This window comes from Halopseudomonas bauzanensis (genome assembly GCF_900114735.1).
In the GTDB taxonomy this organism is placed as follows: domain Bacteria; phylum Pseudomonadota; class Gammaproteobacteria; order Pseudomonadales; family Pseudomonadaceae; genus Halopseudomonas; species Halopseudomonas bauzanensis.
Genome location: NZ_FOUA01000001.1, coordinates 612,085 through 633,968, shown reverse-complemented (window position 1 = coordinate 633,968; position 21,884 = coordinate 612,085). Strand labels below are relative to the sequence as shown.

General features: G+C 60.7%; 25 protein-coding genes and 2 tRNA genes. 18 read left to right on the top strand and 9 right to left on the bottom strand.

The window, feature by feature from the left end; all coding sequences use genetic code 11:
- The 10 genes from gspF to bamD are packed head-to-tail and all read left to right on the top strand — an operon-like array spanning position 1 to position 7,194.
- The gene (gene gspF / locus BM267_RS02970) at positions 1-1,212 is read left to right on the top strand and encodes a type II secretion system inner membrane protein GspF (RefSeq protein WP_036988632.1); all 1,212 of its coding nucleotides are present in this window, start codon (positions 1-3) and stop codon (positions 1,210-1,212) included.
- 1 nt (position 1,213) lies between these two features.
- Positions 1,214-1,681: a type II secretion system major pseudopilin GspG gene (gene gspG / locus BM267_RS02965; protein WP_074777939.1), complete on the top strand. Its 468-nt coding sequence runs from the start codon at positions 1,214-1,216 to the stop codon at positions 1,679-1,681.
- A gap of 2 nt (positions 1,682-1,683) precedes the next feature.
- On the top strand, positions 1,684-2,250 hold the full coding sequence (locus BM267_RS02960; RefSeq protein ID WP_083392375.1) for a GspH/FimT family protein: 567 nt from the start codon (positions 1,684-1,686) through the stop codon (positions 2,248-2,250).
- A complete protein-coding gene (gspI, locus tag BM267_RS02955) occupies positions 2,231-2,629 on the top strand; it encodes a type II secretion system minor pseudopilin GspI (protein WP_074777941.1) in 399 nt (132 codons plus the stop codon). The genes BM267_RS02960 and gspI overlap by 20 nt, the downstream gene beginning before the upstream one ends.
- Entirely contained in the window at positions 2,626-3,246 is a 621-nt protein-coding gene (gspJ, locus tag BM267_RS02950; protein WP_074777943.1) for a type II secretion system minor pseudopilin GspJ, read from the top strand. The genes gspI and gspJ overlap by 4 nt, the downstream gene beginning before the upstream one ends.
- The gene (locus BM267_RS02945; RefSeq protein ID WP_074777945.1) at positions 3,243-4,046 is read left to right on the top strand and encodes a type II secretion system protein GspK; all 804 of its coding nucleotides are present in this window, start codon (positions 3,243-3,245) and stop codon (positions 4,044-4,046) included. Before gspJ ends, BM267_RS02945 begins: the two co-directional genes overlap by 4 nt.
- Positions 4,047-4,071: 25 nt before the next feature.
- Complete coding sequence (gene gspL, locus BM267_RS02940) at positions 4,072-5,307, top strand: type II secretion system protein GspL (protein WP_074777947.1); 1,236 nt, start codon at positions 4,072-4,074, stop codon at positions 5,305-5,307.
- A complete protein-coding gene (gene gspM, locus BM267_RS02935) occupies positions 5,304-5,792 on the top strand; it encodes a type II secretion system protein GspM (RefSeq protein WP_074777949.1) in 489 nt (162 codons plus the stop codon). The genes gspL and gspM overlap by 4 nt, the downstream gene beginning before the upstream one ends.
- Positions 5,789-6,544 (top strand): type II secretion system protein N, encoded by a 756-nt coding sequence (locus tag BM267_RS02930; protein WP_036988640.1) that lies wholly within the window; start codon positions 5,789-5,791, stop codon positions 6,542-6,544. Before gspM ends, BM267_RS02930 begins: the two co-directional genes overlap by 4 nt.
- A gap of 35 nt (positions 6,545-6,579) precedes the next feature.
- On the top strand, positions 6,580-7,194 hold the full coding sequence (gene bamD, locus BM267_RS02925; RefSeq protein WP_074777951.1) for an outer membrane protein assembly factor BamD: 615 nt from the start codon (positions 6,580-6,582) through the stop codon (positions 7,192-7,194).
- Positions 7,195-7,541: 347 nt separating this feature from the next.
- Here bamD and rdgC read toward each other — a convergent pair whose 3' ends face one another.
- On the bottom strand, positions 7,542-8,459 hold the full coding sequence (rdgC, locus tag BM267_RS02920; RefSeq protein WP_074777953.1) for a recombination-associated protein RdgC: 918 nt from the start codon (positions 8,457-8,459) through the stop codon (positions 7,542-7,544).
- Positions 8,460-8,648: 189 nt separating this feature from the next.
- Here rdgC and BM267_RS02915 point away from each other — a divergent pair.
- The 3 genes from BM267_RS02915 to BM267_RS02905 all read left to right on the top strand — a co-directional run bounded on the left by BM267_RS02915 (position 8,649) and on the right by BM267_RS02905 (position 10,529).
- Positions 8,649-8,724 (top strand) — tRNA-Val (locus BM267_RS02915).
- 13 nt (positions 8,725-8,737) lie between these two features.
- Positions 8,738-8,814, top strand: a tRNA-Asp gene (locus tag BM267_RS02910).
- Between the two features lie 89 nt (positions 8,815-8,903).
- Positions 8,904-10,529, top strand: coding sequence for an FMN-binding glutamate synthase family protein (locus BM267_RS02905; RefSeq protein WP_074777955.1), 1,626 nt, complete (start codon positions 8,904-8,906; stop codon positions 10,527-10,529).
- A 92-nt stretch (positions 10,530-10,621) separates the two neighbouring features.
- Here the strand turns inward: BM267_RS02905 and BM267_RS02900 are convergent, their stop codons facing one another.
- The 7 genes from BM267_RS02900 to BM267_RS02870 all read right to left on the bottom strand — a co-directional run bounded on the left by BM267_RS02900 (position 10,622) and on the right by BM267_RS02870 (position 15,360).
- Positions 10,622-11,083: a DUF4142 domain-containing protein gene (locus tag BM267_RS02900; protein ID WP_051610908.1), complete on the bottom strand. Its 462-nt coding sequence runs from the start codon at positions 11,081-11,083 to the stop codon at positions 10,622-10,624.
- 322 nt (positions 11,084-11,405) lie between these two features.
- Positions 11,406-12,155, bottom strand: a complete 750-nt coding sequence (locus tag BM267_RS02895; RefSeq protein ID WP_036988645.1) for an alpha/beta hydrolase family protein — start codon at positions 12,153-12,155, stop codon at positions 11,406-11,408.
- Positions 12,125-13,249 carry a DUF3182 family protein gene (locus BM267_RS02890; RefSeq protein WP_074777957.1) on the bottom strand — a complete coding sequence of 375 codons (1,125 nt, stop codon included), beginning with the start codon at positions 13,247-13,249 and terminating at the stop codon, positions 12,125-12,127. Before BM267_RS02890 ends, BM267_RS02895 begins: the two co-directional genes overlap by 31 nt.
- Before the next feature lie 39 nt (positions 13,250-13,288).
- Entirely contained in the window at positions 13,289-13,543 is a 255-nt protein-coding gene (locus BM267_RS02885; protein ID WP_051610712.1) for a DUF2892 domain-containing protein, read from the bottom strand.
- Positions 13,544-13,553: 10 nt separating this feature from the next.
- Positions 13,554-13,928, bottom strand: a complete 375-nt coding sequence (locus BM267_RS02880; RefSeq protein WP_074777959.1) for a Rho termination factor N-terminal domain-containing protein — start codon at positions 13,926-13,928, stop codon at positions 13,554-13,556.
- A 25-nt stretch (positions 13,929-13,953) separates the two neighbouring features.
- Complete coding sequence (locus BM267_RS02875) at positions 13,954-15,120, bottom strand: zinc-dependent alcohol dehydrogenase (protein ID WP_036988650.1); 1,167 nt, start codon at positions 15,118-15,120, stop codon at positions 13,954-13,956.
- Positions 15,121-15,144: 24 nt separating this feature from the next.
- A complete protein-coding gene (locus BM267_RS02870) occupies positions 15,145-15,360 on the bottom strand; it encodes a hypothetical protein (protein ID WP_074777961.1) in 216 nt (71 codons plus the stop codon).
- A 187-nt stretch (positions 15,361-15,547) separates the two neighbouring features.
- On the opposite strand from BM267_RS02870, the gene ku reads away from it, so the two are divergent.
- The gene (gene ku, locus BM267_RS02865; protein ID WP_074777963.1) at positions 15,548-16,438 is read left to right on the top strand and encodes a non-homologous end joining protein Ku; all 891 of its coding nucleotides are present in this window, start codon (positions 15,548-15,550) and stop codon (positions 16,436-16,438) included.
- Positions 16,439-16,467: 29 nt separating this feature from the next.
- On the top strand, positions 16,468-19,044 hold the full coding sequence (gene ligD / locus BM267_RS02860) for a DNA ligase D (RefSeq protein ID WP_074777965.1): 2,577 nt from the start codon (positions 16,468-16,470) through the stop codon (positions 19,042-19,044).
- A 34-nt stretch (positions 19,045-19,078) separates the two neighbouring features.
- Here the strand turns inward: ligD and BM267_RS02855 are convergent, their stop codons facing one another.
- On the bottom strand, positions 19,079-19,426 hold the full coding sequence (locus BM267_RS02855) for a DUF3509 domain-containing protein (protein ID WP_074777967.1): 348 nt from the start codon (positions 19,424-19,426) through the stop codon (positions 19,079-19,081).
- A gap of 289 nt (positions 19,427-19,715) precedes the next feature.
- Here BM267_RS02855 and BM267_RS02850 point away from each other — a divergent pair, with 289 nt between their 5' ends.
- The 3 genes from BM267_RS02850 (at position 19,716) to BM267_RS02840 (ending at position 21,881) form a co-directional block, all read left to right on the top strand.
- Positions 19,716-20,234 carry a ferritin-like domain-containing protein gene (locus tag BM267_RS02850; RefSeq protein ID WP_036988658.1) on the top strand — a complete coding sequence of 173 codons (519 nt, stop codon included), beginning with the start codon at positions 19,716-19,718 and terminating at the stop codon, positions 20,232-20,234.
- A gap of 147 nt (positions 20,235-20,381) precedes the next feature.
- Positions 20,382-20,546: a con-10 family general stress protein gene (locus BM267_RS02845; RefSeq protein ID WP_036988660.1), complete on the top strand. Its 165-nt coding sequence runs from the start codon at positions 20,382-20,384 to the stop codon at positions 20,544-20,546.
- A gap of 165 nt (positions 20,547-20,711) precedes the next feature.
- Complete coding sequence (locus BM267_RS02840; RefSeq protein ID WP_036988663.1) at positions 20,712-21,881, top strand: hypothetical protein; 1,170 nt, start codon at positions 20,712-20,714, stop codon at positions 21,879-21,881.
- Positions 21,882-21,884: the final 3 nt, after the last annotated feature.

Below are 21,884 nucleotides of genomic sequence, written 5' to 3'. Positions count from 1 at the left end.
ATGCCGGCTTTTGAATACGTCGCGCTGGATCAGGCTGGCCGTACCCGCAAGGGGGTGGAGGAGGGCGACTCCTCCCGTCAGGTACGTGGTCGCCTGCGCGAGCAGGGGTTGATGCCCATGGCGGTGAACGAGGTCGCCGAGAAGACCTCGGTGCTGCGCATGCCGGTCCTGCAACGGCGGATCAAGCCGCTGGAATTGTCCCTGGCAACCCGGCAGATGGCGACCCTGGCCCGGGCCGGCATGCCGATCGAGGAAGTGCTTGGTACTGTCGCCCGGCAAAGCGAGTCGCCCAAGGTCAAGGCCACGCTCTCAGCGGTACGTACGCGGGTCATGGAAGGCCTGCCGCTGGCCCATGCCATGGGCGAGTTTCCCTCGGTATTCCCCGCCATCTATCGCACCACCATCGCCGCCGGTGAGCAGGCCGGGCGTATGGACGTCGTGCTGGAACGGCTGGCTGACAACGTCGAAGCACAGAATGCCATGCGCCAGAAGATCCAGCTGGCCATGTTCTACCCGGCCATTCTCACCGTGGTCGCGCTGCTGGTCGTGGTCGCTCTGTTGACCTATGTGGTGCCGGAGGTGGTGCAGGTGTTTGCCGGCATGAACCAGCAATTGCCCACCCTGACCCGTGCGCTGATTGCCACCAGCGACACCGTGCGAAACTGGGGTTGGCTCATGCTGCTGGGGATTGTGGCGTTGGTGACCTTGACCCGGCAGTTACTCAAACGTCCTGCGGCGCGCTTGAGCTGGGATCGGGGCATGCTCAAGCTGCCGCTGATCGGACGACTGATCCGGGGGCTGAATACCGCCCGCTTTGCCCGTACGCTGAATATCCTCGCTGGCAGCGGCGTACCGCTGCTGGATGCACTGAACATGAGTGCCAGCGTCATTAGTAATACGCCGATGCGCGATGCGGTCAGTGACGCGGCGAAAAAGGTCCGGGAAGGGGCAGGCGTGGGGCATTCGCTGGAACGCAGCGGCTATTTCCCACCGATGACCCTGAGCCTGATCAAGAGTGGTGAAAGCAGCGGCACCCTGGACAAGATGCTCGAACGCGCCGCGGAAACCCAGGAACGGGAACTGGAAGCACGGATTGCCATGGTCATGGGCGTGTTCGAACCCTTGCTGATCCTGGCGATGGGAGGCGTGGTACTGATCATTGTACTGGCCATCCTGTTGCCCATCTTTGAACTCAACCAACTGGTCAATTGATATGCCTACAGTACATAAAGCCTCCCTTGCACAACGTGGTTTCACCCTGATCGAGGTCATGGTGGTGGTGGTCATTCTCGGGATTCTCGCCGCAGTAGTGGTGCCGCGGGTGATGGACCGGCCTGATCAGGCGCGGATCACCAAGGTGCAGAATGATATCCGCGCCATGGAAAGCGCGCTGAACCTGTATCGCCTGGACAATTTCAACTATCCGACCACCGAACAGGGCCTGCGCGCCCTGGTGGAGCGGCCCAGCGGCAACGACACCGCGCGCAACTGGCGCGCCGGAGGTTATATCGACCGCTTGCAGAAGGACCCGTGGGGTAACGAATACCAGTACCTGCGCCCGGGCCGCGATAACCGCGAATATGACCTGTACAGCCTGGGCGCCGATGGCCGTCCCGGCGGCACTGATGCCAACGCCGATATCGGCAACTGGAACGTGGAAGATCCCGAGCGTAGTAACTGATCATGGGGATCCAGCGTCGCCATCAGCCGCACCCGACACGCTCTCCTGCCGAGAGAGACCAGGGTGGCTTCACCTTGATGGAGTTGCTGGTGGTGCTGGTGCTGATCGGCGTCGTGGCGGGGCTGGCCAGCCTGTCCATCGGTGACGGTGCCGAGCGCAAACTTCGCTCTGAAACCGAGCGGCTGGCCGCGACCCTGAGTCTGGCGCGGGACGAACTGCTGATTACTGGCCAATCAGATCGCGCTCTGGGGCTACGCCGCGATGGCTACAGTTTTCTCGAGCTGGTGATGCTTGATGACAGTACCCGCGAATGGCGGCCGCTGGTTGATCCGCAACTGGGGCCCCGGCAATTCGACCAGGAGTTGATCGAAGTGGAGCTGGAACTGGATGGGGAGCGCACGCCGCTGCCCCAGACCCGGGGCTGGGAGCCGCATATCCGGCTGGGCAATACCGGCGAGATGACGCCGGCACTGATCACCTTGCGGGTACCCGGAAAGGATCTGGTGCGGCATATGAGAATCGGGCTGGAAGGCCGTGTCGAGGTATTGGATGCCATCCCCCAGAACTAGGCGTGATGCCGGTTTCACGCTGCTGGAAGTGCTGGTGGCATTAACCATTCTGGCCGTCGCGTTGGCGGCGCTGGTCAAGACCGGGGCGGACCATGCACGCAATACGGCCTACCTGCAGGAGCGCACCCTGGCGCACTGGGCCGGGCAGAACCTGTTGACCGAATATCAGACCGGCATGCGCGCCGTTGCCGAAGGCGGGCGCACTGGTGAGGTGACCATGGGCCCTTATCGCTTCGGCTTCGAGGTGGAGATGAGCGACTACACGGCACAGTCGCCCTTCCCGCTGCCGGCAGTGAGAAGAGTGGATGTACGTTTGTGGTTAGCCGACCGTGGTGAGGATGCGCAGCGTGCCACCGCCAGCGCGTTTTTGCTGCCATGAAACAGCGTCAGTCAGGCTTCACCTTATTGGAGATGCTGATTGCCATGGCGGTGTTCGCGGTCATGAGCGTGGTGGCTTATCAGGGTTTGCGTGCGGTCTTGAGCGCCGATTACATCACCCGTGAGCAAGGGCAGCACCTGGCGGACCTGCAGGTGACCCTGAGCGTATTGGAGCGTGATCTGGCCCAGGTAGTGGATGTCACGGTGCGTGACGAGTTCGGTGATCCCCTGCCGCCACTGCGTTTACGCCCAGGCGCCGATGAGCATCTGTTGGAGTTGGTGCGAGCCGGTGCCGGCGGGGAGCAGCGCCTGCGCCGCACCGCCTGGCAGATCACCGATCGGGGGCTGGAACGCCGACTGTGGCCGGGGGTGGATATAGTGGATACCGAGGCGATGCGTATCCGGCCGTTTGCCGAACTGGCGGATGAATCGCGCCTGCTCGGGGCCAATAGCGCCTTTGTTTTCATCGTGCGCACACCCTCGGGCCTGGAGCGAGTCGATGCCTGGCCCTTGCCGGACGCTGACCCTGAGGCAGGAGGGCTGCCGGTGGCAGTGGAAGTGGTACTGGATCTGCCTGGCCTGGGGGAGATACGACGGATGATGGCGGTGGGCTTATGACGTCCCATCGCGGGCAACAAGGAGTGGCGCTGATAACCGCGCTGCTGGTGATGGCACTGGCGGTGGTCGCCGCGGTGGGCATGGCGATGCGCGGCCAGGCCGATATCCGGCGTACATCGGCGGTATTCGAGCGGGACTTCTCGCGCCAGGTGGCGCTGGGCGCCGAGAACATGGTGCTGCAACTGCTGGAGCGGGCCAAGGGGCCGGAAGATCTGCTGTGGGATACCTGTCGCTCGCCGGTTTTGCCCTTCGAAGTGGATGGTGTGCGGCTGGAGGCCACCCTGGATGACATGCGCTGTCGCTACAATCTGAATGCGCTGGCTGGCGCCGATGAAACCGAGCAGGGCTATTTCGCCCGGCTGGTAGACCAGGTCGGCCAGGAGAGTGGCGTGAGGATGCCGGCCGGAGCGCAGCTCGCCATGGCGGTAAGCGACTGGATGAACCCGGAAACCGACGACCCCGTCTATCGCCTGGAGACGCCGGTCAGGGTATCGGGCAATCGGCCCATGGTAGTGGCATCGGAGCTGAACAGCGTCAGCGGCATGACCGCTGAAGCCTGGCAGGCACTGGCGCCCTTCGTAACGGCCTATCCCGGCACGGCCAGCCCGATTGATCTGGAGCGCAGCCATGAGCTGATGCAGGAGATTTTTGCCGACCGGGCCGCCGGCGAGAACGCACCCTGGTACATGCGCCTGCAGGTCATGGCGGAATTCGCCGAACGGCGGTTCTATCAATGCACCTTGCTGGACGCACCGAATGGAAAAGTGGTTATCAGAGAACAGACGGCCTGCGAGCCATGACCGGTATTAATCGACGGATGAAAACATGCTGATAGTGCTACTGCCTGATTTTCCGGGCATCGAGACGCTGGAACCCACCCGCCTGCAATGGTGGCGCACCGGGCGTGATGGCACCCTGGAAGAATCGGGGCAGGACCCTCTGACCCAGTTGCGCAGCCGTTTCCCTGCGGAGCGCCTGCGCGCACTGGCGCCAGCCACTGCGGTGAATCTGTATCGTGTCGCCATCCCGGTCCGCCGGACCGCGGCCGCCCGCGCTGCGCTGCCCTATGCTCTGGAAGACCAGCTTGGTCAGGAACTGGAGGAGTTGCATCTGGTGGTGGGCCCGCGCCGCGGCGATGGTCGTTTTGCTGCGGCGGTTACCGAACAGCGCCATATGCAGGCCTGGCTGGAGGAATGCCAGGACGCCGGCTGGCGCCTGGAAGCGCTGTTGCCTCAGGCCAGCCTGCATGATGAGGCGGCACCTGAGGTGGGGCTGCATGTACAACCCTCGCCATGGCCCGATGATGTTGACCAGGCGCTGGTAACCAGTACCGATCAGGAGCCAGTGCTGATCGAGACCAGCATGCTCGGTTTCTGGCTCAAACAGCGGGTGGCGCAACTGGATGAAGAGCAGCGGGTGCTGCATCTGCACGGTTTCCAGCCGGCTGACCTGGGACTGACGGAAGGGAATGCCGAGCTGCGCCAGACGGAGCCGCTGGCGACTCTGGAGGCAGCGCTCAAACGTGCTCAGCAACCCGCGCGCGCGCTCAACTTGCTGGTCGGGCCCTACACCAACGGCATGGCAACGCCACCCTGGCGCAAGCTGCGGCCGGTGATGATCGCTGCCGGCGTGTTACTGGCGGCGCTGGTCGGTCAACTGGTGCTTGAAGGTATGGCCCTGTCCGGTGAACGCGAACGGCTGCGGACTGAAATCGATTTGTTGTTCGACCGTACCTTGCCGAAAAGCCGGCGGGTTGATCCCGTCACCCAGTTTCAGCAGGCGTTGGCCGGTGGGGATGTACAGGCGGGAGAGAACGGTACCGGGAGTCTGTTGTACGACGTATTGGCTGTGGTGGGCGAGGGCGAGCCCGGCAGGATCAGGCAGTTCCGGGCGACACCGACGGAGATCGAGCTGGAGCTGCAGTTGCCATCCTTCGCCGAACTGGAAGGTATCCGGGCCAAGCTGGCAGCCGGCCCGGGTTTGAGCGAGACCCTGCAAGGTGCGGATTCAGGGACAGACGGGGTAACCGCCCGATTGCGAGTTCAGAGAGGTGGATCATGAATGCCTGGTGGGCGGGGCTGGCCCCGCGGGAACGTATCATTCTGGCTGGCGGAGCGGTGCTGCTGTTCATCCTGGTGCTCTGGTTGTTGATCTGGGAGCCGTTGGCCCAGAAACGTGAGCAGTTGCGGACAGATATCAGCGCCTTGTCGGCGGACCTGAGCTGGATGCAGCAGGTCGCGACGCAGGTCAAGCGCCAGGCGGCGCAACAAGATCGTCCGGGCAATGGCGCGGCAGCAGGCGGCTCGGTGTTGACCCTGGTGGAGGTCTCCGCCAGCGCTGCCGGTATCCGCGAGACGATGGAGCGGGTCCAGCCCGAAGGGCAGGGCGCACGGCTGTGGTTCAGCGAAACGAGTTTCGACAGGTTGGTGTTGTGGCTGGCGGAGCTGGAGCAGCGCCACGGATTGCAGGTCAGCCAGTTGGCGGTGGATGCAGGAGCGGCGCCGGGGCAGGTATCGGCCCGGGTCAAGGTGGAGCCGCGGTCATGATCAAACGCTGGAATATCAAGGCCATGCTGGTCTGCGCCCTGTTGTTGTACCTGCTGACCCTGCTGTGGAATCTGCCGGCGGCCTTTGTCTGGAAGCGCCTGGAAGGGCAATTGCCCGCCGCAGTGACCCTGCATGGGCTGACCGGCACGCTGTGGTCCGGACAGGTGGCGCGAGTGGAAGTGGATGGGGTTGATCAGGGACGGCTCAGCTGGGATTGGCTGCCGTCCCGTCTGCTCGGCGGTCAGGTCGGTCTTGATTTGCTCTGGCAGCCGCGTAACGGCAACGTCAACGCACAACTGAACGCTGGGCTGGGCTCGCTGACGCTCACCGATATCCACGGCACGCTCGATGCCGCGAGCATGGCAGCCATTAACAATGCGCCCTTCGTGCTGCGCGGCGCCTGGTTGCTGGATGTGCCCCAACTGGCACTGGAGGATTTCGAGTCAGTGGTTGCAGCCAACGGCCGCCTGGTATGGCAGGATGCGGCGGGTGGCTTGCCCCAGGCGATGCCATTCGGGCATCTGACCGCGACACTGGGGAATGCGGACGGCTGGTTGACCCTGGATCTGCAGGATCAGGGCGGGCCTTTGGGGTTGATGGGGGATGCGCGCTGGCGTCCAGGTCAGCCAATGAAACTCAATGTGCAATTGCAGGCGCGGGCAGATGCCGAACCCATGCTGTCCGAGGGGCTTGGCCTGCTTGGCCGACCGAACCCGCAGGGTTGGGTGAGCTGGCAGGCGCAATTACAGTGAAACGGAACCATAGCCGTGATGGCAGAGGAAATTCGATGCGTTTATGTGTAGTGCTGTTGCTATTGGCCGGTCTGGCCGGGTGTGCGAGTACGGGCTCGCAGCAGCGTCAGGAGGAAGGCCTGGTTGATGCCCGGGCGAAGATCAGCATGGGGCGTTGTGACACCAAACTGATCTCGGATCTGCGCCAACACCAAGCGCCCGAGCTGGAACAGCAAGCCGCCTATGTCTGTCTTCAGCAGGGTGAAGTGGTGGCGGTGGAGACATTGCTCAATGATTACCAGAAACGGCACGTGGAGCCCCCTTACCCGGACTATTCCGCCTATCTGTTGACCCTGGCGCAATATGCACGCTTCGAGATGACTGCCGATGATGATGCACTGCGTCTGAAAGAGGGCCGCAAGGTTCACGCGCAGTTTGCCGACTTTGTCCGCCGCTACCCCGACTCCGACTACCGCACCGAGGTTGCACCCCGGCTGCACGAGCTGCTGGAGGATATGGCAGGAGCCGAATACCGGCTCGCAATGCAGGCCGCCGAAGCGGGTGACCGGCAGACTGCCGAGCAACGCATGAATTATATTGCCCGGCACTATGCGCACACCGCTTCCGGTCGGGAAGCCAACGCCTGGCTGGATCGGATGCGAGAGAAGTGAGTATTGCATCTATCTAGTTGGAAGGTTTTGCCCGGCCCGTCAAGAGCGTACGGCGGTTTTTATCGGGGTTTTTTTAACGATTTTTGAGACGTGGGCGCTTGACATTGTGCACAGCGGAAGGGCGGGACCTTCGGTGGTGGATAAAATGCCAGTCTAACTAACTGAAATATCACGCATGTTTGTAACTTGTTGATTTTATTGCAAAAAACATGTGGTTATATTTTGAGCATTTTGACTCGCAGCCACGTATTACTTGCTGCGGGGAGAGTTTTAGGCAGGCTATCCACAGAGTTTTCCACAGCTTTTGTGGATAGCTTGCCCAAGCCCCGTTATAGCTGGGCTGGTGGTCAGATACCTTGCGGAATATCTTCGCCGCCCAGTGCCGCAGTCAGGGCCGGAAGCAGTTCCGACAGGGTGCGGGACATGATGACGAAGCTGGCATCCAGTTGGCCGGCCATGTCGTCGCCACCCTGATCATCCGCTTCATCACGCAGCAGCTCTTCGAAGCGCAGGCGTTTGACCGCGAGTTTGTCATCCAGCGTGAAGGACAACTTGTCATGCCAGTGCAGCGCCAACTGGCTGACCTGCTTGCCGACCGTCAGGTGCTGCTGAATTTCGTCGCTGGACAGATCCTGGCGCTTGCAGCGGATCACACCGCCATCTTCACCGGTGTCGCGCAGCTCGCATTCATCGGAGATCAGCAATCCTTCGGGGGCCTGGCCGGTCTTGACCCAATCGGTCATGCAGGCGGCGGGGGCCATCTTCACGTTCATCGGCCGCACCGGCAGGCTGCCGGTACCTTCACGCAGCAGACTGAGCAGGTCTTCAGCGCGCTTGGCGCTGGAAGTGTCGACGGCAATCCAGCCTTCCTTAGGGGCGATGCAGGCCAGGGTGGTCTGGGTGCGAGTGAAGGCGCGCGGCAGCAGGGACATGATGATGTCGTCCTTGAGGGTATCGCGCTCTTTCTTGTAGACCTTGCGGGCGTCGCGGGCTTCGATCTCTTCCACTTTCTCGGCCAGGGCGTCCTTCACCACGCTGCCGGGCAGGATCCGTTCTTCCTTGCGCAACGCGACCAGCCAGTAACCCTCGGCAACCTGCAACAGATTCTCGGAGTGACGACCGAAGGGGGTGGTCCACCCCAGAGTGTGGGTTTCCTGGCTGGCGCAGGGGCGAGCGGGGCGTTGTTCAAGGGCGGCGAGCAGTTCTGCTTCGTTAAAAGGGACGTCCTGGCTGAAACGGTAGAGCAATAGATTACGAAACCACATGGGCAGTCCTTGTGATGATGCATGAATTTGGAAAATGGGAAGGGCGGGCATTATTGCGCGTGAGGAGATTTTCAGCCAGTCCCGCCGGACGACTGCATAACATATTGAAAGAAAGCGGGATTTATTTCACAAAAGGTATTGCCAGACGTCTTAAACCTGCCTAGAATGCGCCCCACTTCGAGAGCAAATGGGTGATTAGCTCAGCTGGGAGAGCATCTGCCTTACAAGCAGAGGGTCGGCGGTTCGATCCCGTCATCACCCACCACTCGAGGTAACGCGCAGTGGTAGTTCAGTTGGTTAGAATACCGGCCTGTCACGCCGGGGGTCGCGGGTTCGAGTCCCGTCCACTGCGCCATATCCGAAACCCTCGCATCGAGAGATGCGAGGGTTTTTTCGTTCCGGGCTCCTGTTAGACTCCTGACTGGTCTGTCACCGGGAGCCGGAATGAAACTGCCACTGTTTGGTCGCTATACCTTCTTTGCCCTGTGCGTGCTGCTCACCCTTCTCAGCCTGCCGTTCCTGTCCACTATCGGTTGGTTGTGGCCGTTGACTCTTGTTGCCGCTGCGCTCAGTCTGCTCGGGATTTTCGACTTGTTGCAGCATCGGCACGCCGTGCGGCGCAATTATCCGATTCTTGGCAATATCCGCTATCTGGTGGAAAGCATTCGCCCGGAGATCCGTCAGTATCTGATCGAGAGTGACAACGAGCAGTTGCCGTTCTCCCGGGCGCAGCGCTCGCTGGTCTATGCCCGGGCCAAGAATCAGACGGCTGATACCCCGTTTGGCACGCTGAAAGACGTCAACCACACCGGGTTCGAGTTCATCAGCCATTCGATGCTGCCGGTGGTGCATGGCAACCCGGACGAGTTCCGCGTGACCGTCGGTGGCCCACAGTGTCGTCAGCCGTATTCGGCGTCGGTACTGAATATTTCGGCGATGAGTTTCGGCTCCCTGAGCGCCAACGCCATCTCGGCGCTGAACAAGGGGGCGCAGCTGGGCAACTTCGCCCATGACACGGGGGAGGGCAGCATCAGCCCCTATCACCTGGAGCATGGCGGGGACCTGATCTGGGAGCTGGGTAGTGGCTACTTCGGCTGCCGTGACGACAACGGGGCATTCGATGCCGAGCGCTTCGCGGTCCAGGCGCGCCGGCCGCAGGTGAAGATGATCGAAATCAAGCTGAGTCAGGGCGCCAAGCCCGGGCACGGTGGGATTCTGCCCAAACACAAGATCAGCGCCGAAATTGCCGCGACCCGCGGCATTCCCCAGGATCGCGATTGCATCTCGCCAGCGCGGCACACGACCTTCTCCACGCCCATCGAATTACTGCAGTTCATTCAACACCTGCGCGAATTGGCCGAAGGCAAGCCGGTCGGTTTCAAGCTGTGCCTGGGCCATCCGTGGGAATTCATGGCGATCGCCAAGGCTATGCTGGAGACCGGTATCGTGCCGGATTTCATCGTGGTAGACGGCAAGGAAGGAGGTACCGGCGCCGCGCCTTTGGAGTTCACCAATCACCTGGGCGTGCCGCTGCGTGAGGGCCTGATGTTCGTCCATAACACTCTGGTTGGCGTGGGGCTGCGTGACCAGATCCGCATCGGCGCCAGTGGCAAGATCATCAGCGCGTTTGATATCGCCTCGGTGCTGGCGATAGGGGCGGATTGGGTCAATTCTGCGCGCGGCTTCATGTTCGCCATTGGCTGCATCCAGTCTCGCACCTGTCACACTAACCGTTGTCCTACCGGCGTCGCTACCCAGGATCCGCTACGCCAACGTGCCCTGGTGGTGCCGGACAAGGCTGAGCGGGTGTATCACTTTCATCGCAATACCATGATTGCCCTGGCGGAAATGCTGGCGGCGGCAGGGTTGTCCCATCCCGCGCAACTGGAGCCCCATTTTCTTGTGCACCGATTGTCCGCCACTGAGGTCAAACTGTACTCGCAGATGCATGCCTTTCTCGAACCGGGTGCCTTGCTCAAGGGCGAGGTGCAGGGGGAATTCTATCGGCGAATGTGGTCCATGGCGCGCTCGGACAGTTTCGAGCCGGCTGCGCCAGTGGCGGTCAGTTGACGACAGGGGAAATCAGTTTGGGAGGGGTGGTTCAGAGCCACAAACCAAGAGGCCCGACATAAGCCGGGCCCCATTATCAAGCGCGTCCGATATCAGGTATCCGGAGTGGACTCGACCAGTGCCTGGGCCTGTTTCAGGTGTTCCTTGAGCTTCGGCAGGGTTTCCTTGGCGAAACTGGCGATCTCGGCATCATCCGAGCGGGCGGCCCGTTCGAACAGTTCGATGGTCTGCTCATGCGCCGCGACCTGGTTGTTGGCATAGGCGGCATCGAAGGATTCGCCGTCACGCGCATCGAGAATCATCGCCTTGGCTTTGTCCATCAGCGTGGCTTCATCGGATATTTCCAGGTCTTTCGAGGCAGCCAGTTCGGCCATTTTCTCGTTGGCTGCCGCATGATCCTTGATCATCATGTTGGCAAATTCCTTGACCTGTTCCGATTGGCCCTGTTCCAGCGCCTTGCGCGCGGTTTCGATTTCCGCAACGCCCTTGGCTGAGGCTTCCTCAAGAAAATCATTCGCATCAATGGTGTCGTTATCGGTATCCATGCCGGCCATGCCACCATCCACATCGTTATCACGAATGGCGCCGGTGGTATCGGCACTGCCACCGTCACCGGTAGTGGCAGGCGTGCCGGTTGGGCCCGAGGTCTGCGTGGATCGGTCAATGTCGGCTGGTGCGTCCTGTTGTGCATGGACAGCAACGGCGGTACAACCCAGGGCCACTGACATGACGGCGCAGGCCAGTAATTTCAAATGCGTCGGTTGTTGTGCGTTGTGCATGATTCACCTCTGCTACTGGGGTATGTATCTGAATAGATGAATTTCCGGCCCGCAAGGTTCAACCTAAATCGTCGTCTACCTTAAGTATGGCGCGGGCTCAGGACAGGTGACCGATCCGGTCGCCGATGATCATCTCGCTGATCCAATTGGTCAGGATGCTGGTATAGGCCTGCTGACAACGTTCAGAGGACAGGCCATGATCGGCGCCATCAATGATGCGGTGGGTCATGGAGTGCGCTCTGCGGCAGGAGGAGCGGTAGTTCATGATGGTTTCGTGGGGCACATGCTCGTCGTGTTCGGATTCGACGATCAGCACATCCCCTTCGAAGGTGGCGCAGGCGCCCAGTGCGCGATTATCCAGAGGACCGAGAGTGCTCTGGCGATAGCGCATCAACTCTGCGCGATCCAGTTGCTGCTTGGGCAGATTCCATTGTTCGTCCCAGTACAGCGCGGGCACGCGCATGGCCAGCCAGCGCACCGGCCGTAGCGTGGTCAGGATGGTTGCCAGATAACCGCCGTAACTGGTGCCAATCACGGCGATACGCTCAGGGTCCGTCGCCGGATGCTGGGCAAGACGGTCGTAGGCCACCAGAATATCTTCCAGGTTCTGCCCGCGGGTCACCCTCTGCCGGTGCGCCATGGTCTTCTCGTGGCCGCGCAAGTCGAACGTCAGGCAGACACAGCCGAGGCCGGCGACACCCCGTGCGCGCATCATGTCGCGGCTCTGGCTGCCGCCCCAGCCGTGCACGAAAAGCAAACCGGGCATCTGTTTCTGGGGGGAGAGCAGAGTGCCGGCGATCTGTTCGCCTTCTACTGTCAGTTCGATGTAATCACTGGTTGCTGCCATGGGGTAACCCTTACTCCGATGGTGATGGGGCCGGTAGCCGAGGCATCACCCTGATACAACAGGGTGACGTCCGGCGGGATGACTGGCGCCTCGCCGTAGATCTCACAGCTCGAAGCCTGCAGGCGCTGCAGCGCCGGTTCGGCGACGAAGGCCAACAGGGCGTAAACCTCCGCACTGCTAGCGCCGCCGATACGCCAGGATTGTTCCAGCACGCCGCTGCGTTGCTGTCCGCTCGGGTCGCGACCAACGGCAACGTCGCAATTGCGCCGTGACGCAATGAAACCGGGGAACGCCGCTTCGGCCGCCTGCTCATAGCGGTGGGCCTGGTGGATAAGCTGGCGCGCCACGGGATCGGGTATCTCTCGCAGCAGGGCGGTATAGTCGCCACGCACCAGCCACAGATCCGAGCCGCCGTACACCGCAGTGCCATCATTGGCGTCGGTCAGGTTCTGGCAACCGAAGTAGCTGATCACCATGCCGCCGATACGCAACTGGCCAACGCTGAAGGTTCTAACGGAGGTCAGGTTCACCTCCAGCACCACGCCGTCCTGTCGTACGCGGGAGGCATCCTGCTGGGCCAGCCATTTTTCCAGCTCGGGCATTGCATGGATTACCTGCTGGCCACGACCGGCACGGGCCTGCACGACCTTGACCCGTATTGGGCCCTGCTGCAATAACTGCGCGCCAGCGCGCAGTGCATCATCCAGATTGAAAGCACTGTAACCGGGCAGCACCACATCCCCGGCCAGTTCCATGAAGCGTTCGGTCCAACCGTCGGGTGCGGCGGCGTCGCTGCTGATCAGGGGATGGGAGATGGCTTTGCTGGCCATGAACGGTCGGGCCACTACGCCGCCGTACAAATCCTGATCGGAGCGGATGCCGGGCTGCGGGGTCACCAGCGTGGCATCGGGAATGACATAGATATCGGTTTCATCCAGCTGCCTGCCGTGCCGTACACCGGTAAAGCGCAGACCCAGCACACCGGCGAGCTGCTCTGCGAGATGCCGGCGCACATGGGCTTCGTGGTCCGATTCGAGCTCCTCGGTGATCAGCAGCGCGAGAGCTGACTTACCTGGCGAAGAGAGGCGGTCCATAGTCGTCCCCCGCATGGTCGTGCAATGGGCTGGCGCGCTTCAGGTGCGTGGGGCGGTAGGCGTCACCCGTTGTGCACGTACCCGGCGCAGGTGTTGCTTGGTCGAGCTATAGCCCCGCGCGCCACGGTAGACCGCCGCAGCGCCCAGAGCCAGCTTGACCAGCCGCATTGGGCCCGGTCGGGCCAGGCCCTTGCCGATCAGTAGCAACCCGCCGCCGATGGATATCCACTTCTCGGTACTGCTGACATTCTTGGTCGCCGGCGGGCGGGTCAGGTCGCGTAATATCCGGTACATATTCGCCTCATCAGTTGCTTTTGCGCAGGGCATTGACCAACTCCTGCTTGCGCATGCTGGAGCGTCCCTTGATATCCCGCGCGCGGGCTTTGGCCATCAACTGGTCCTTGGTCTGATCCTGCAGCGAAGCGGAGCGCGAGCCGGCCTTGCGGGTAGCCGCGGCCTGTTTGGCCGAATCGCTGCGGTCAGTGGCTTTGCTGCCGGAGGACTTCTTCTGGCCGGAGCCGCCAGAACGATTGCCGCCACCGGACTGCTTGTTGACGGTAGCCCAGGCACGCGACTCGGCTTCCTTATCCGAGACGCCCTTGCGTTCGTAACCCTTTTCTATGTGTTCAGCCTTGCGCTTCTGCTTGTCGGTGTACTTGTCTTTATCGCCTTGTGGCATGACGATTCTCCTCTTTGGATAAAAATCAGGGACGCAGGATGACCTTGCGGCATTCCTGCTCCTTGCGGTCGAACATCCGGTAGCCCTCGGCAGCCTGCTCCAGGCTCATGCGATGGCTGATGATGATGTCTGGATGCAGCTCACCCCGAACGATATGGTCGAGCAGTTTTGGCAGTACCGCATGCACATGGGTCTGGCCCATCTTGAAGGTCAGCCCTTTCTCGAAAGCATCGCCGAACAGGAAGCCATGGATGAATCCGGCATAGACGCCAGGAACGCTGACCGTACCGCCGCGGCGCACCGCGGCGATACTCTGGCGCAGGGCCTTGCCGCTGCTGCCTTCGAGCTTCAGGGTCTTGAGCACGGTTTCGGTGGTGCTGCCCTTGGCCTCGAACCCGACCGCGTCAATGACCGCATCGACGCCGCGCAGGCCGGCAGTGTTCTCGATAATGGCCGCCGCAGGGTCATCGTATTCATTGAAGTTGACCGGTATCACCCCATAGGTCTGGCGAGCGAATTCCAGGCGGTAGGCGTGATGGTCAACCATGAAGATCTGCTCGGCGCCCAGCAGGCGAGCGCAGGCAGCTGACATCAGGCCCACCGGGCCGGCCCCATAAATAGCCAGACTGCTGCCGGGCTTGATACCGGCATTGACTGCCGCCTGGTAACCCGTAGGCAGGATGTCGGTCAGAAACAGCACTTTCTCGTCATCCAGCTCGTTGGGGAACTTGAAGGTGCCCGCATTGGCTTTGGGCACACGCACGTATTCCGCCTGCCCACCCGGCACGCCACCATACAGATGGCTGTACCCGAACAGCGCTGCGCCCGGTGGAATCTGCTTCTTGTTGAGAATGGCACCGCGATCAGGGTTGGTGGTCTCGCAGGCGGCATGCAGGTCCAGGTTGCAGAAGAAACAATCACCACAGGCGATGACGAAGGGGACGATGACCTTGTCACCCTTGCTTACCGCCGTGACCGCACGACCGGCTTCCACCACCTCGCCGAGAAACTCGTGACCGAAGATATCGCCGTGTTTGACCTGCGGTATCGAACCCCGGTAGAGGTGCAGATCTGAGCCGCAGATGGCGGTCGAGGTCACCTTGAGAATGATGTCGTCATCTTCCAGGATGGTTGGGTCCGGCACGGTATCGACACGGACATCATGGCTGCCATGGTAGGTGAGTGCGCGCATGCGGGTTCTCCAGGCGGGTAGCGGTCAGGGTTGATAGTTGTGGCCGGGCTCCGAGTCGGGATGCAGGATCGGAGAGATGCGAATATCGGTTATCTGGTCCGAGGAACTGTCGTCGTAGCGCGCCTCGACATGCGCCCGGGCCTGCTCGGGTGTCATGTGCTCGCCGGTGCTTTCCACCTCGATGTTCATGGGCTGGCTGTCGAGAATGTAGCTGATAAGAAACCGATGCTTCTGGCCCATTGGTCTGTTCCCCCGTTTCAGGTCGGCACTGATATCGCGGTATCCATACAGCTACAGACCTGCGGAAGCGGGATGTTGGTTCATTGTTTTTTCCGCCCGGCGGCCGGGCGGTCGCGGCTGCCGTCTATGGCCTGAACTTTCCTCGTCGCCGCCTGGTCATCCGTAGACAATGGCCGGGAGCAAGGTTATGGCACGGGCAATCTGGAAAGGCGCAATCAGTTTCGGTCTGGTACACATTCCGGTATCGCTGGTGTCCGCCACCAGCTCCAGTGGGGTCGATTTTGACTGGCTGGACGAGCGGACCATGGACCCGGTGGGCTACAAGCGGGTGAACAAGGTCACCGGCAAGGAAGTGGCCCGCGAGCACATCGTCAAGGGCGTAGAGCTGGAGAAGGGCAACTATGTTGTCATCAGCGAAGAGGAAATCCAGGCCGCTTTGCCGGAAGCCACCCAGACCATCGATATCTTCTCTTTTATCGACAGCGCGGCGATTCCGTTGCTGCATATCTCCAAGCCCTATTTCCTGGCACCTGACCGGCGCGGCGAGAAGGTCTACGCCCTGCTGCGCGAAACCCTGATCAGCACCGGAAAAGTTGCGCTGGCCCACGTGGTGGTGCGCACCAAACAGAGCCTGGCGGCACTGATGCCGCTGGACTCGGCGTTGGCGCTGATCATGCTGCGCTGGCCTTCAGAGGTGCGAGACATCGCCTATCTGGAGCTGAAAAGCAGCGTCACCAAAGCCAAGCCTACCGCCAAGGAGCTGGACATGGCCAAGCGTCTGGTGGAAGACATGGCTGGCGAGTGGGAACCGGATGAGTACCGCAACACCTTCGAGGACGAAATCATGGCTCTGGTGGAGGAGAAAGCCAGTGCCGGTGAAATCCAGGCCGTGGAAACCGTCGAGCAGGACGAGGAGCGCCAAACTGCCGATGTGGTGGACTTGACCGAGCTGCTGAAACGAAGCCTGGGCGGAGCCAAGAACGCCAAGGGGAGCAAAGATAGCAAAGGCGGCAAGGGCGGGACGCGCAAGGTCAGCGATTCGGGTGCAGGTACATCTCGCCGGAAAAAATCCGGATGAACATCCTCTGAGCCCACGGAGCACTGCCGATGCCCAGACCCCTGACCGAATACAACCGCAAACGGGATTTCGAGAAAACCCGTGAGCCACCAGGGCAGACGACGCGAGGTAAGCGGGCAGCGGCGGGCTCCCTGAGCTTCGTCATCCAGAAGCATGCTGCCCGCCGATTGCATTATGATTTCCGTCTTGAGCTCGATGGCACGCTGGTGAGCTGGGCGGTGCCCAAGGGGCCGAGCCTGGACCCGAAGGACAAGCGGCTGGCGGTACATGTGGAAGACCACCCGCTGAGCTATGGCGATTTCGAGGGCAGCATTCCCAAGGGGCAATACGGTGGAGGGGATGTCATCGTTTGGGATCACGGCGTATGGCAGCCCCAGGGTGACCCGCGCAAGAGTTATAAGAACGGCAAGCTCAAGTTCACGCTGATCGGTGAAAAGCTGGCCGGCGACTGGACCCTGGTACGGACCCGGCTGCCGGGCAGCGGTGACAAGGAGCAATGGTTGCTGATCAAGGAGAAGGACCACGCTGCCCGGCCCAGCGATGAATACGACGTTGTACGCGAGCGGCCCGAGAGTGTGCTGTCCGGGGCGGTCATCGATGAAAAGACCGGCCGTACCGTTGCCGCTGAGTCATCAAGTAAGAGTAAGGCCGCCAAAGCCCAGCCCAAGGTTACTCCTCCAGCCCCCAAGGCGAAGCCGACCAAAGCCAGGAGCAACGCCAAGGCCGGGAGCTTCCCCGCGATGCTCGCACCGCAACTGGCAACGCTGGCCAGCAGCCCGCCGGCAGGTGATTGGCTGTACGAGATCAAATTCGACGGTTACCGCCTGATGGTGCGGTTTGATGCCAAGGGCAAAGTCACTGTGTTTACCCGCAATGGGCATGACTGGAGTCATCGGTTGCCGGCACAGGTGAAAGAACTGCGCATGCTGGGGCTGAAAAACAGCTGGCTGGATGGCGAGTTGGTGGTGCTGGACGAAGATGGCATGCCGGACTTCCAGGCGCTGCAGAATGCTTTCGATACCGAGCGCAGCCAGCAGATGCTGCTCTACCTGTTCGATGCACCCTTCCTCAATGATGACGACCTGCGGCAACAACCACTGGAGACCCGGCGGGCCGCGCTGGACCGGGTACTATCCACGCATGCGGGAGAGTTGCTGCGGTTCTCCGATATCTTCGATGCGGACTATGGGTCCATTTTCAAGAGCGCCTGCGCCATGTCCCTGGAAGGCATTATCGGCAAGCGGGCCGGCAGCCCTTACGTTTCCCGCCGCAGCGCCGACTGGATCAAACTCAAGTGTAAACAGCGCCAGGAATTCGTGATCATCGGCTTTACCGCGCCCAAGGGCAGTCGCAGCGGATTCGGTTCCTTGCTGCTTGGCGTACATGATGCAGATAAAAACGAGCTGGTCTATGCGGGCCGGGTCGGCACCGGTTTCAACCAGGCGCGGATCAGCACCATTCATCAGCAACTGAAGAAATTGCAACAGGAGCGCCAGCCGGTCAACGGCACCGTGCCCGATTCCCGCAGCGCCACCTGGGTCAAGCCGCAACTGGTATGCGAGGTGGAGTTTGCCGAGTGGACGGGAGCCGGTGTGATCCGGCAGCCGGTTTTCATCTCGCTGCGCACCGACAAGCCCGCCGAGGAGATCATTCGGGAGCAGCCTCTGGCGCCGGAGCAGGTGGAAAAGATCATGGGGCGCAAAAAGGTTTCCGGCAATGTCGCCGGGGTCAGGATCAGCAACGCGCAGCGGCAGATCGACCAGAGCAGTGGCGCCACCAAGGGCGAACTGGCGGCCTTTTACGAGAGCATTTCGGACTGGGCTGTGCCCCATCTGGCTGGGCGGCCGGTATCCCTGTTGCGTGCACCCGAGGGCGTGGGCGGCGAGACATTCTTCCAGAAGCATGCCGAGCGGCTGGCCATTCCCAATATTCGGCATCTCGACCCAGCGCTGGATCCCGAGCACGGCAGCTACATGGAAGTGAACAACGTCCGGGCGCTGGTCGGTGCGGTACAAATGGGCACCATCGAATTCCATACCTGGGGCGCCGGCAGCAGTAACATCGACAGACCAGATCGCCTCACGCTGGATCTGGACCCGGATCCCGACCTGCCTTGGAAAAGCATGCTCGAGGCGACGGAGCTGGTACTGGCGGTACTCGACGAACTGGGGTTGGAAAGCTGGCTGAAAACCAGCGGCGGCAAGGGTATGCACATCATCATTCCACTGGCGCGGCATATCGATTGGGAAACGGCGAAGAACTTCAGTCGGGCGATTTCAGCCTTTATGGCGCAGCAGCTACCGGATCGGTTCACCGCGAAGATGGGACCGCGCAACCGGGTCGGCAAGATCTTCATCGATTATCTGCGCAACCAGTTCGGTGCCAGTACCGTGGCCGCCTATTCTGTACGGGCGCGCCCCGGATTACCGGTATCGGTGCCCATCGCACGGGATGAATTGCAGGGGCTGCGCAGTGCGGCGCAGTGGCATATCGGTAATCTGCATCAGCGTCTGGCGCAGCTCACCGAGGATCCCTGGGCGGGATACCGTAATCGTCAACGTATCAAACAGGAGCATTGGCAGCAGCTGAATGCGAAAGCCCCCTGATCAGCAGGGGGCTTTCGGGCTGTGCCTGGCTTTGTCAGCCATTGCCTCGGTGGGCAGAAGCCTTCATCGCCAGGCGGCGCCGCTCCCACAGGCTGGCTGCACGAGTCTTGTGCAGGCGGCCATTGTTATAGGTCGGCAGACTGGATACATCGATAGTGCCGATCACTTCCCGGGTAGGGGCCTGCCCCTTTGCGAGCATAAGATCCAACTGTACCCGGCGCAGGAGCTGATGGGCACCTTTTGGATCATTGGGCAGCACACGTCTGAGTTCCTTTCCATCCGCGGACTTGACTATCAGAACAGCACTGCCATCAGGTCTTTCCTGCGTGGAAATATTGCAATCCGGCAATGCAGCGCGCCATACGCTCATATCGGTAAGCATTGTGTCCTCCAGAGTGGTTGGTGGTTGATTCAACTTAGACGAGACGATCGAGATTGCAAATTGAGGAAGTGGTAATCCGATAGAAGGAGGCCGCGTCCCGTGTCGTTATTTATAAGTTATAAGCGGGGTAATGTTTCACTCTGTGTCTCTTGGCTATCATTACGATGTTGTTGTGCTTCAGGTGTGGTTTTAATGTGCCAGCAATTATTACAGGACCAACTTTGCTGGGAAGTGAGTGTCTATTTCTGTGCGTAACAACTTCATATATTTAAGCGTAACGGAGACCTCCATGACTACGAATCAACACCCGCGAGAAAACCTGCTCGACTGGCTGCGCGATGCTCATGCCATGGAGCTGCAGGCAGAAACCATGTTGTCATCCCAATCGGCCCGGCTGGAACATTACCCCGTGCTCAAGGCCAGGATCGACCAGCATATCCAGGAGACACGTGGCCAACAGGAACGACTGGAAGCCTGTATCAAACGGCTCGGCAGCAGCCCTTCGACGATCAAGGATATCGGCGGCAAGCTGATGGCAATGGCCCAGGGCGTATCCGGCATGGTGATGGGCGATGAAGTGGTGAAAGGTGCCATGAGCGGTTATGTGTTCGAGCATATGGAAATCGCCTCCTACACCATTCTCAGTGCGGCGGCGAAAGCGGCTGGCGATATGGATACCCAGCAAGTATGCGAGCAGAATCTGCGGGAAGAAGTCGCCATGGCTGAGTGGCTGCTGCAACACCTTCCCGAAGTCACCCAGGCCTTTCTCGCACGCTCGGCCAACCCGGATACGGAAGCGAAACGTTAGTCTTTCGTGACGTTATATTCGGTAATGAAATGATGATTATTGGATATAAAAAAAGATCTGAACGAGTTCCGGTTCCTCCGGCCTATTAATAGTGAGTTCCATTGGTGGAACCCGCTATTAACTTCGAAACGAAACGGGAGAACAGAAATGACTGAACATCGTGGTGGTAAAGGTAATTTCGCTGAAGATCCCAAGCGGGCATCGGAAGCCGGAAAGAAGGGTGGACAAAACAGCGGTGGTAACTTCAAGAATAACCCGCAGCGCGCATCCGAAGCCGGCCAGAAGGGCGGTGAGAAGAGCCGGCGCAGCTGATTCGATGGCGGCGGGGAGACCCATCTCCCGCCGCCGTTTTCTATCTGGTGACGAAGCGCCGGACGAGAGTTTTGCGGTAAGCCGTCCTGGTTGGTTGTCAGGCGGTTTACTCGAAGATTCTTTCTGCATCCCCCTCGAACCCTAGCGTTTGCGACAGGAGGCATCATGCACGGTCTTTCCGGAATCCTGGACAATCAAGGCACCCCGCTGGAAAAGCAGCAATTTACCTGGAAGGAAATGGCCAGCCGGCCAATGAGCAAGCTGGACGATGATGCGTTTACCCGGGTGCGGATCATCCTCATGAATGGCGTGGAAGCGGATGCATTGCGGGTCAAGCACATGCTTGCGCGCTTCGACAAACGACTGCAGCTGCCCCTGGCCCAGATCCGCCGAGTCGAGCAGCATCAATGCACCGCAGTCAACTGGCTGCTCTCTGCGGACCATTCGCCGCTGGAAACCACGATCGCCTATGAGCAGGTGGCGATAGAAGTGACCGCTGCGGTGGCCCAGAACGAACCCGATCCCTACCAGGCGCAGACGTACCGCTTTGGCCTGCTCGAGGATTTTGATCATCTCTATCGCTATGCGGCGATGCTCGACCGGCTGGAAGGGAAGGACGCCAACAACATCCTGCAGGGTTATACCGACCTGGTGCCGGGGCGTAAAACCTCCGAACACCACCGGGCGCCGGAAAGCGACCTGCGGGAAAATTACGACAAGAACGACGCGGATTTGATCACCAAGATCCATGCGGCACTGATCACCGGCGCCGAATACCAGACCCACGACTACTACATGAACATCGGGCCGACCTTCACCGATCCGGTCGCACGCATGCTCTACGCGGAAATCGCCTCGGTGGAGGAGCAGCACGTGACTCAATATGGCTCGCTCATGGACCCTGCGGAAAGCTTGATGGAAAAGTGGCTGGTGCACGAGGCGATGGAGGTCTACGCCTACGCCAGTTGCGCCGAACAGGAAGAAAACCCCCGGATCAAGGCGTTGTGGGAACGCTTCCTCGATTACGAGTTGGGCCATCTGAATATGGCCTGCGACATCTTCAAGCAGATTGATCGGCGCGACCCGGCTGAAGTGCTGGGCGGTACCTTGCCGAGCATGATCCAGTTCAAGAGTCAGCGCGACTTCGTACGCAAGGTCCTGGCTGAAGAAACCGATCTGCGCACCTCCGGCAGCGCCTACGTACCCAAGGAGCAGGAAAGCCCGCTGTCGTTGGAATACCGTCGCCATATCAATTCCGAGGGTATCGCATCGGATATTGTCTCCGCCGGTTATGACTGGACGCCCGGTACTGAGTTGAACCGCAAAACCCCGTGAGGA

What these genes read in the sequence shown, in the direction of transcription:
- ligD (WP_074777965.1), top strand. Translation starts at nt 16,468, where the DNA reads ATGCCCAGACCCCTGACCGAATACAACCGCAAACGGGATTTCGAGAAA.
- BM267_RS02840 (WP_036988663.1), top strand. Translation starts at nt 20,712, where the DNA reads ATGCACGGTCTTTCCGGAATCCTGGACAATCAAGGCACCCCGCTGGAA.
- BM267_RS02905 (WP_074777955.1), top strand. Translation starts at nt 8,904, where the DNA reads ATGAAACTGCCACTGTTTGGTCGCTATACCTTCTTTGCCCTGTGCGTG.
- rdgC (WP_074777953.1), bottom strand. Translation starts at nt 8,459, where the DNA reads ATGTGGTTTCGTAATCTATTGCTCTACCGTTTCAGCCAGGACGTCCCT.
- BM267_RS02890 (WP_074777957.1), bottom strand. Translation starts at nt 13,249, where the DNA reads ATGGACCGCCTCTCTTCGCCAGGTAAGTCAGCTCTCGCGCTGCTGATC.
- BM267_RS02885 (WP_051610712.1), bottom strand. Translation starts at nt 13,543, where the DNA reads ATGTACCGGATATTACGCGACCTGACCCGCCCGCCGGCGACCAAGAAT.
- BM267_RS02880 (WP_074777959.1), bottom strand. Translation starts at nt 13,928, where the DNA reads ATGCCACAAGGCGATAAAGACAAGTACACCGACAAGCAGAAGCGCAAG.
- BM267_RS02850 (WP_036988658.1), top strand. Translation starts at nt 19,716, where the DNA reads ATGACTACGAATCAACACCCGCGAGAAAACCTGCTCGACTGGCTGCGC.
- BM267_RS02875 (WP_036988650.1), bottom strand. Translation starts at nt 15,120, where the DNA reads ATGCGCGCACTCACCTACCATGGCAGCCATGATGTCCGTGTCGATACC.
- BM267_RS02945 (WP_074777945.1), top strand. Translation starts at nt 3,243, where the DNA reads ATGACGTCCCATCGCGGGCAACAAGGAGTGGCGCTGATAACCGCGCTG.
- BM267_RS02855 (WP_074777967.1), bottom strand. Translation starts at nt 19,426, where the DNA reads ATGCTTACCGATATGAGCGTATGGCGCGCTGCATTGCCGGATTGCAAT.
- BM267_RS02845 (WP_036988660.1), top strand. Translation starts at nt 20,382, where the DNA reads ATGACTGAACATCGTGGTGGTAAAGGTAATTTCGCTGAAGATCCCAAG.
- gspI (WP_074777941.1), top strand. Translation starts at nt 2,231, where the DNA reads ATGCCATCCCCCAGAACTAGGCGTGATGCCGGTTTCACGCTGCTGGAA.
- BM267_RS02900 (WP_051610908.1), bottom strand. Translation starts at nt 11,083, where the DNA reads ATGGCCGGCATGGATACCGATAACGACACCATTGATGCGAATGATTTT.
- BM267_RS02895 (WP_036988645.1), bottom strand. Translation starts at nt 12,155, where the DNA reads ATGGCAGCAACCAGTGATTACATCGAACTGACAGTAGAAGGCGAACAG.
- gspF (WP_036988632.1), top strand. Translation starts at nt 1, where the DNA reads ATGCCGGCTTTTGAATACGTCGCGCTGGATCAGGCTGGCCGTACCCGC.
- bamD (WP_074777951.1), top strand. Translation starts at nt 6,580, where the DNA reads ATGCGTTTATGTGTAGTGCTGTTGCTATTGGCCGGTCTGGCCGGGTGT.
- gspL (WP_074777947.1), top strand. Translation starts at nt 4,072, where the DNA reads ATGCTGATAGTGCTACTGCCTGATTTTCCGGGCATCGAGACGCTGGAA.
- ku (WP_074777963.1), top strand. Translation starts at nt 15,548, where the DNA reads ATGGCACGGGCAATCTGGAAAGGCGCAATCAGTTTCGGTCTGGTACAC.
- BM267_RS02960 (WP_083392375.1), top strand. Translation starts at nt 1,684, where the DNA reads ATGGGGATCCAGCGTCGCCATCAGCCGCACCCGACACGCTCTCCTGCC.
- BM267_RS02930 (WP_036988640.1), top strand. Translation starts at nt 5,789, where the DNA reads ATGATCAAACGCTGGAATATCAAGGCCATGCTGGTCTGCGCCCTGTTG.
- gspM (WP_074777949.1), top strand. Translation starts at nt 5,304, where the DNA reads ATGAATGCCTGGTGGGCGGGGCTGGCCCCGCGGGAACGTATCATTCTG.
- gspJ (WP_074777943.1), top strand. Translation starts at nt 2,626, where the DNA reads ATGAAACAGCGTCAGTCAGGCTTCACCTTATTGGAGATGCTGATTGCC.
- gspG (WP_074777939.1), top strand. Translation starts at nt 1,214, where the DNA reads ATGCCTACAGTACATAAAGCCTCCCTTGCACAACGTGGTTTCACCCTG.
- BM267_RS02870 (WP_074777961.1), bottom strand. Translation starts at nt 15,360, where the DNA reads ATGGGCCAGAAGCATCGGTTTCTTATCAGCTACATTCTCGACAGCCAG.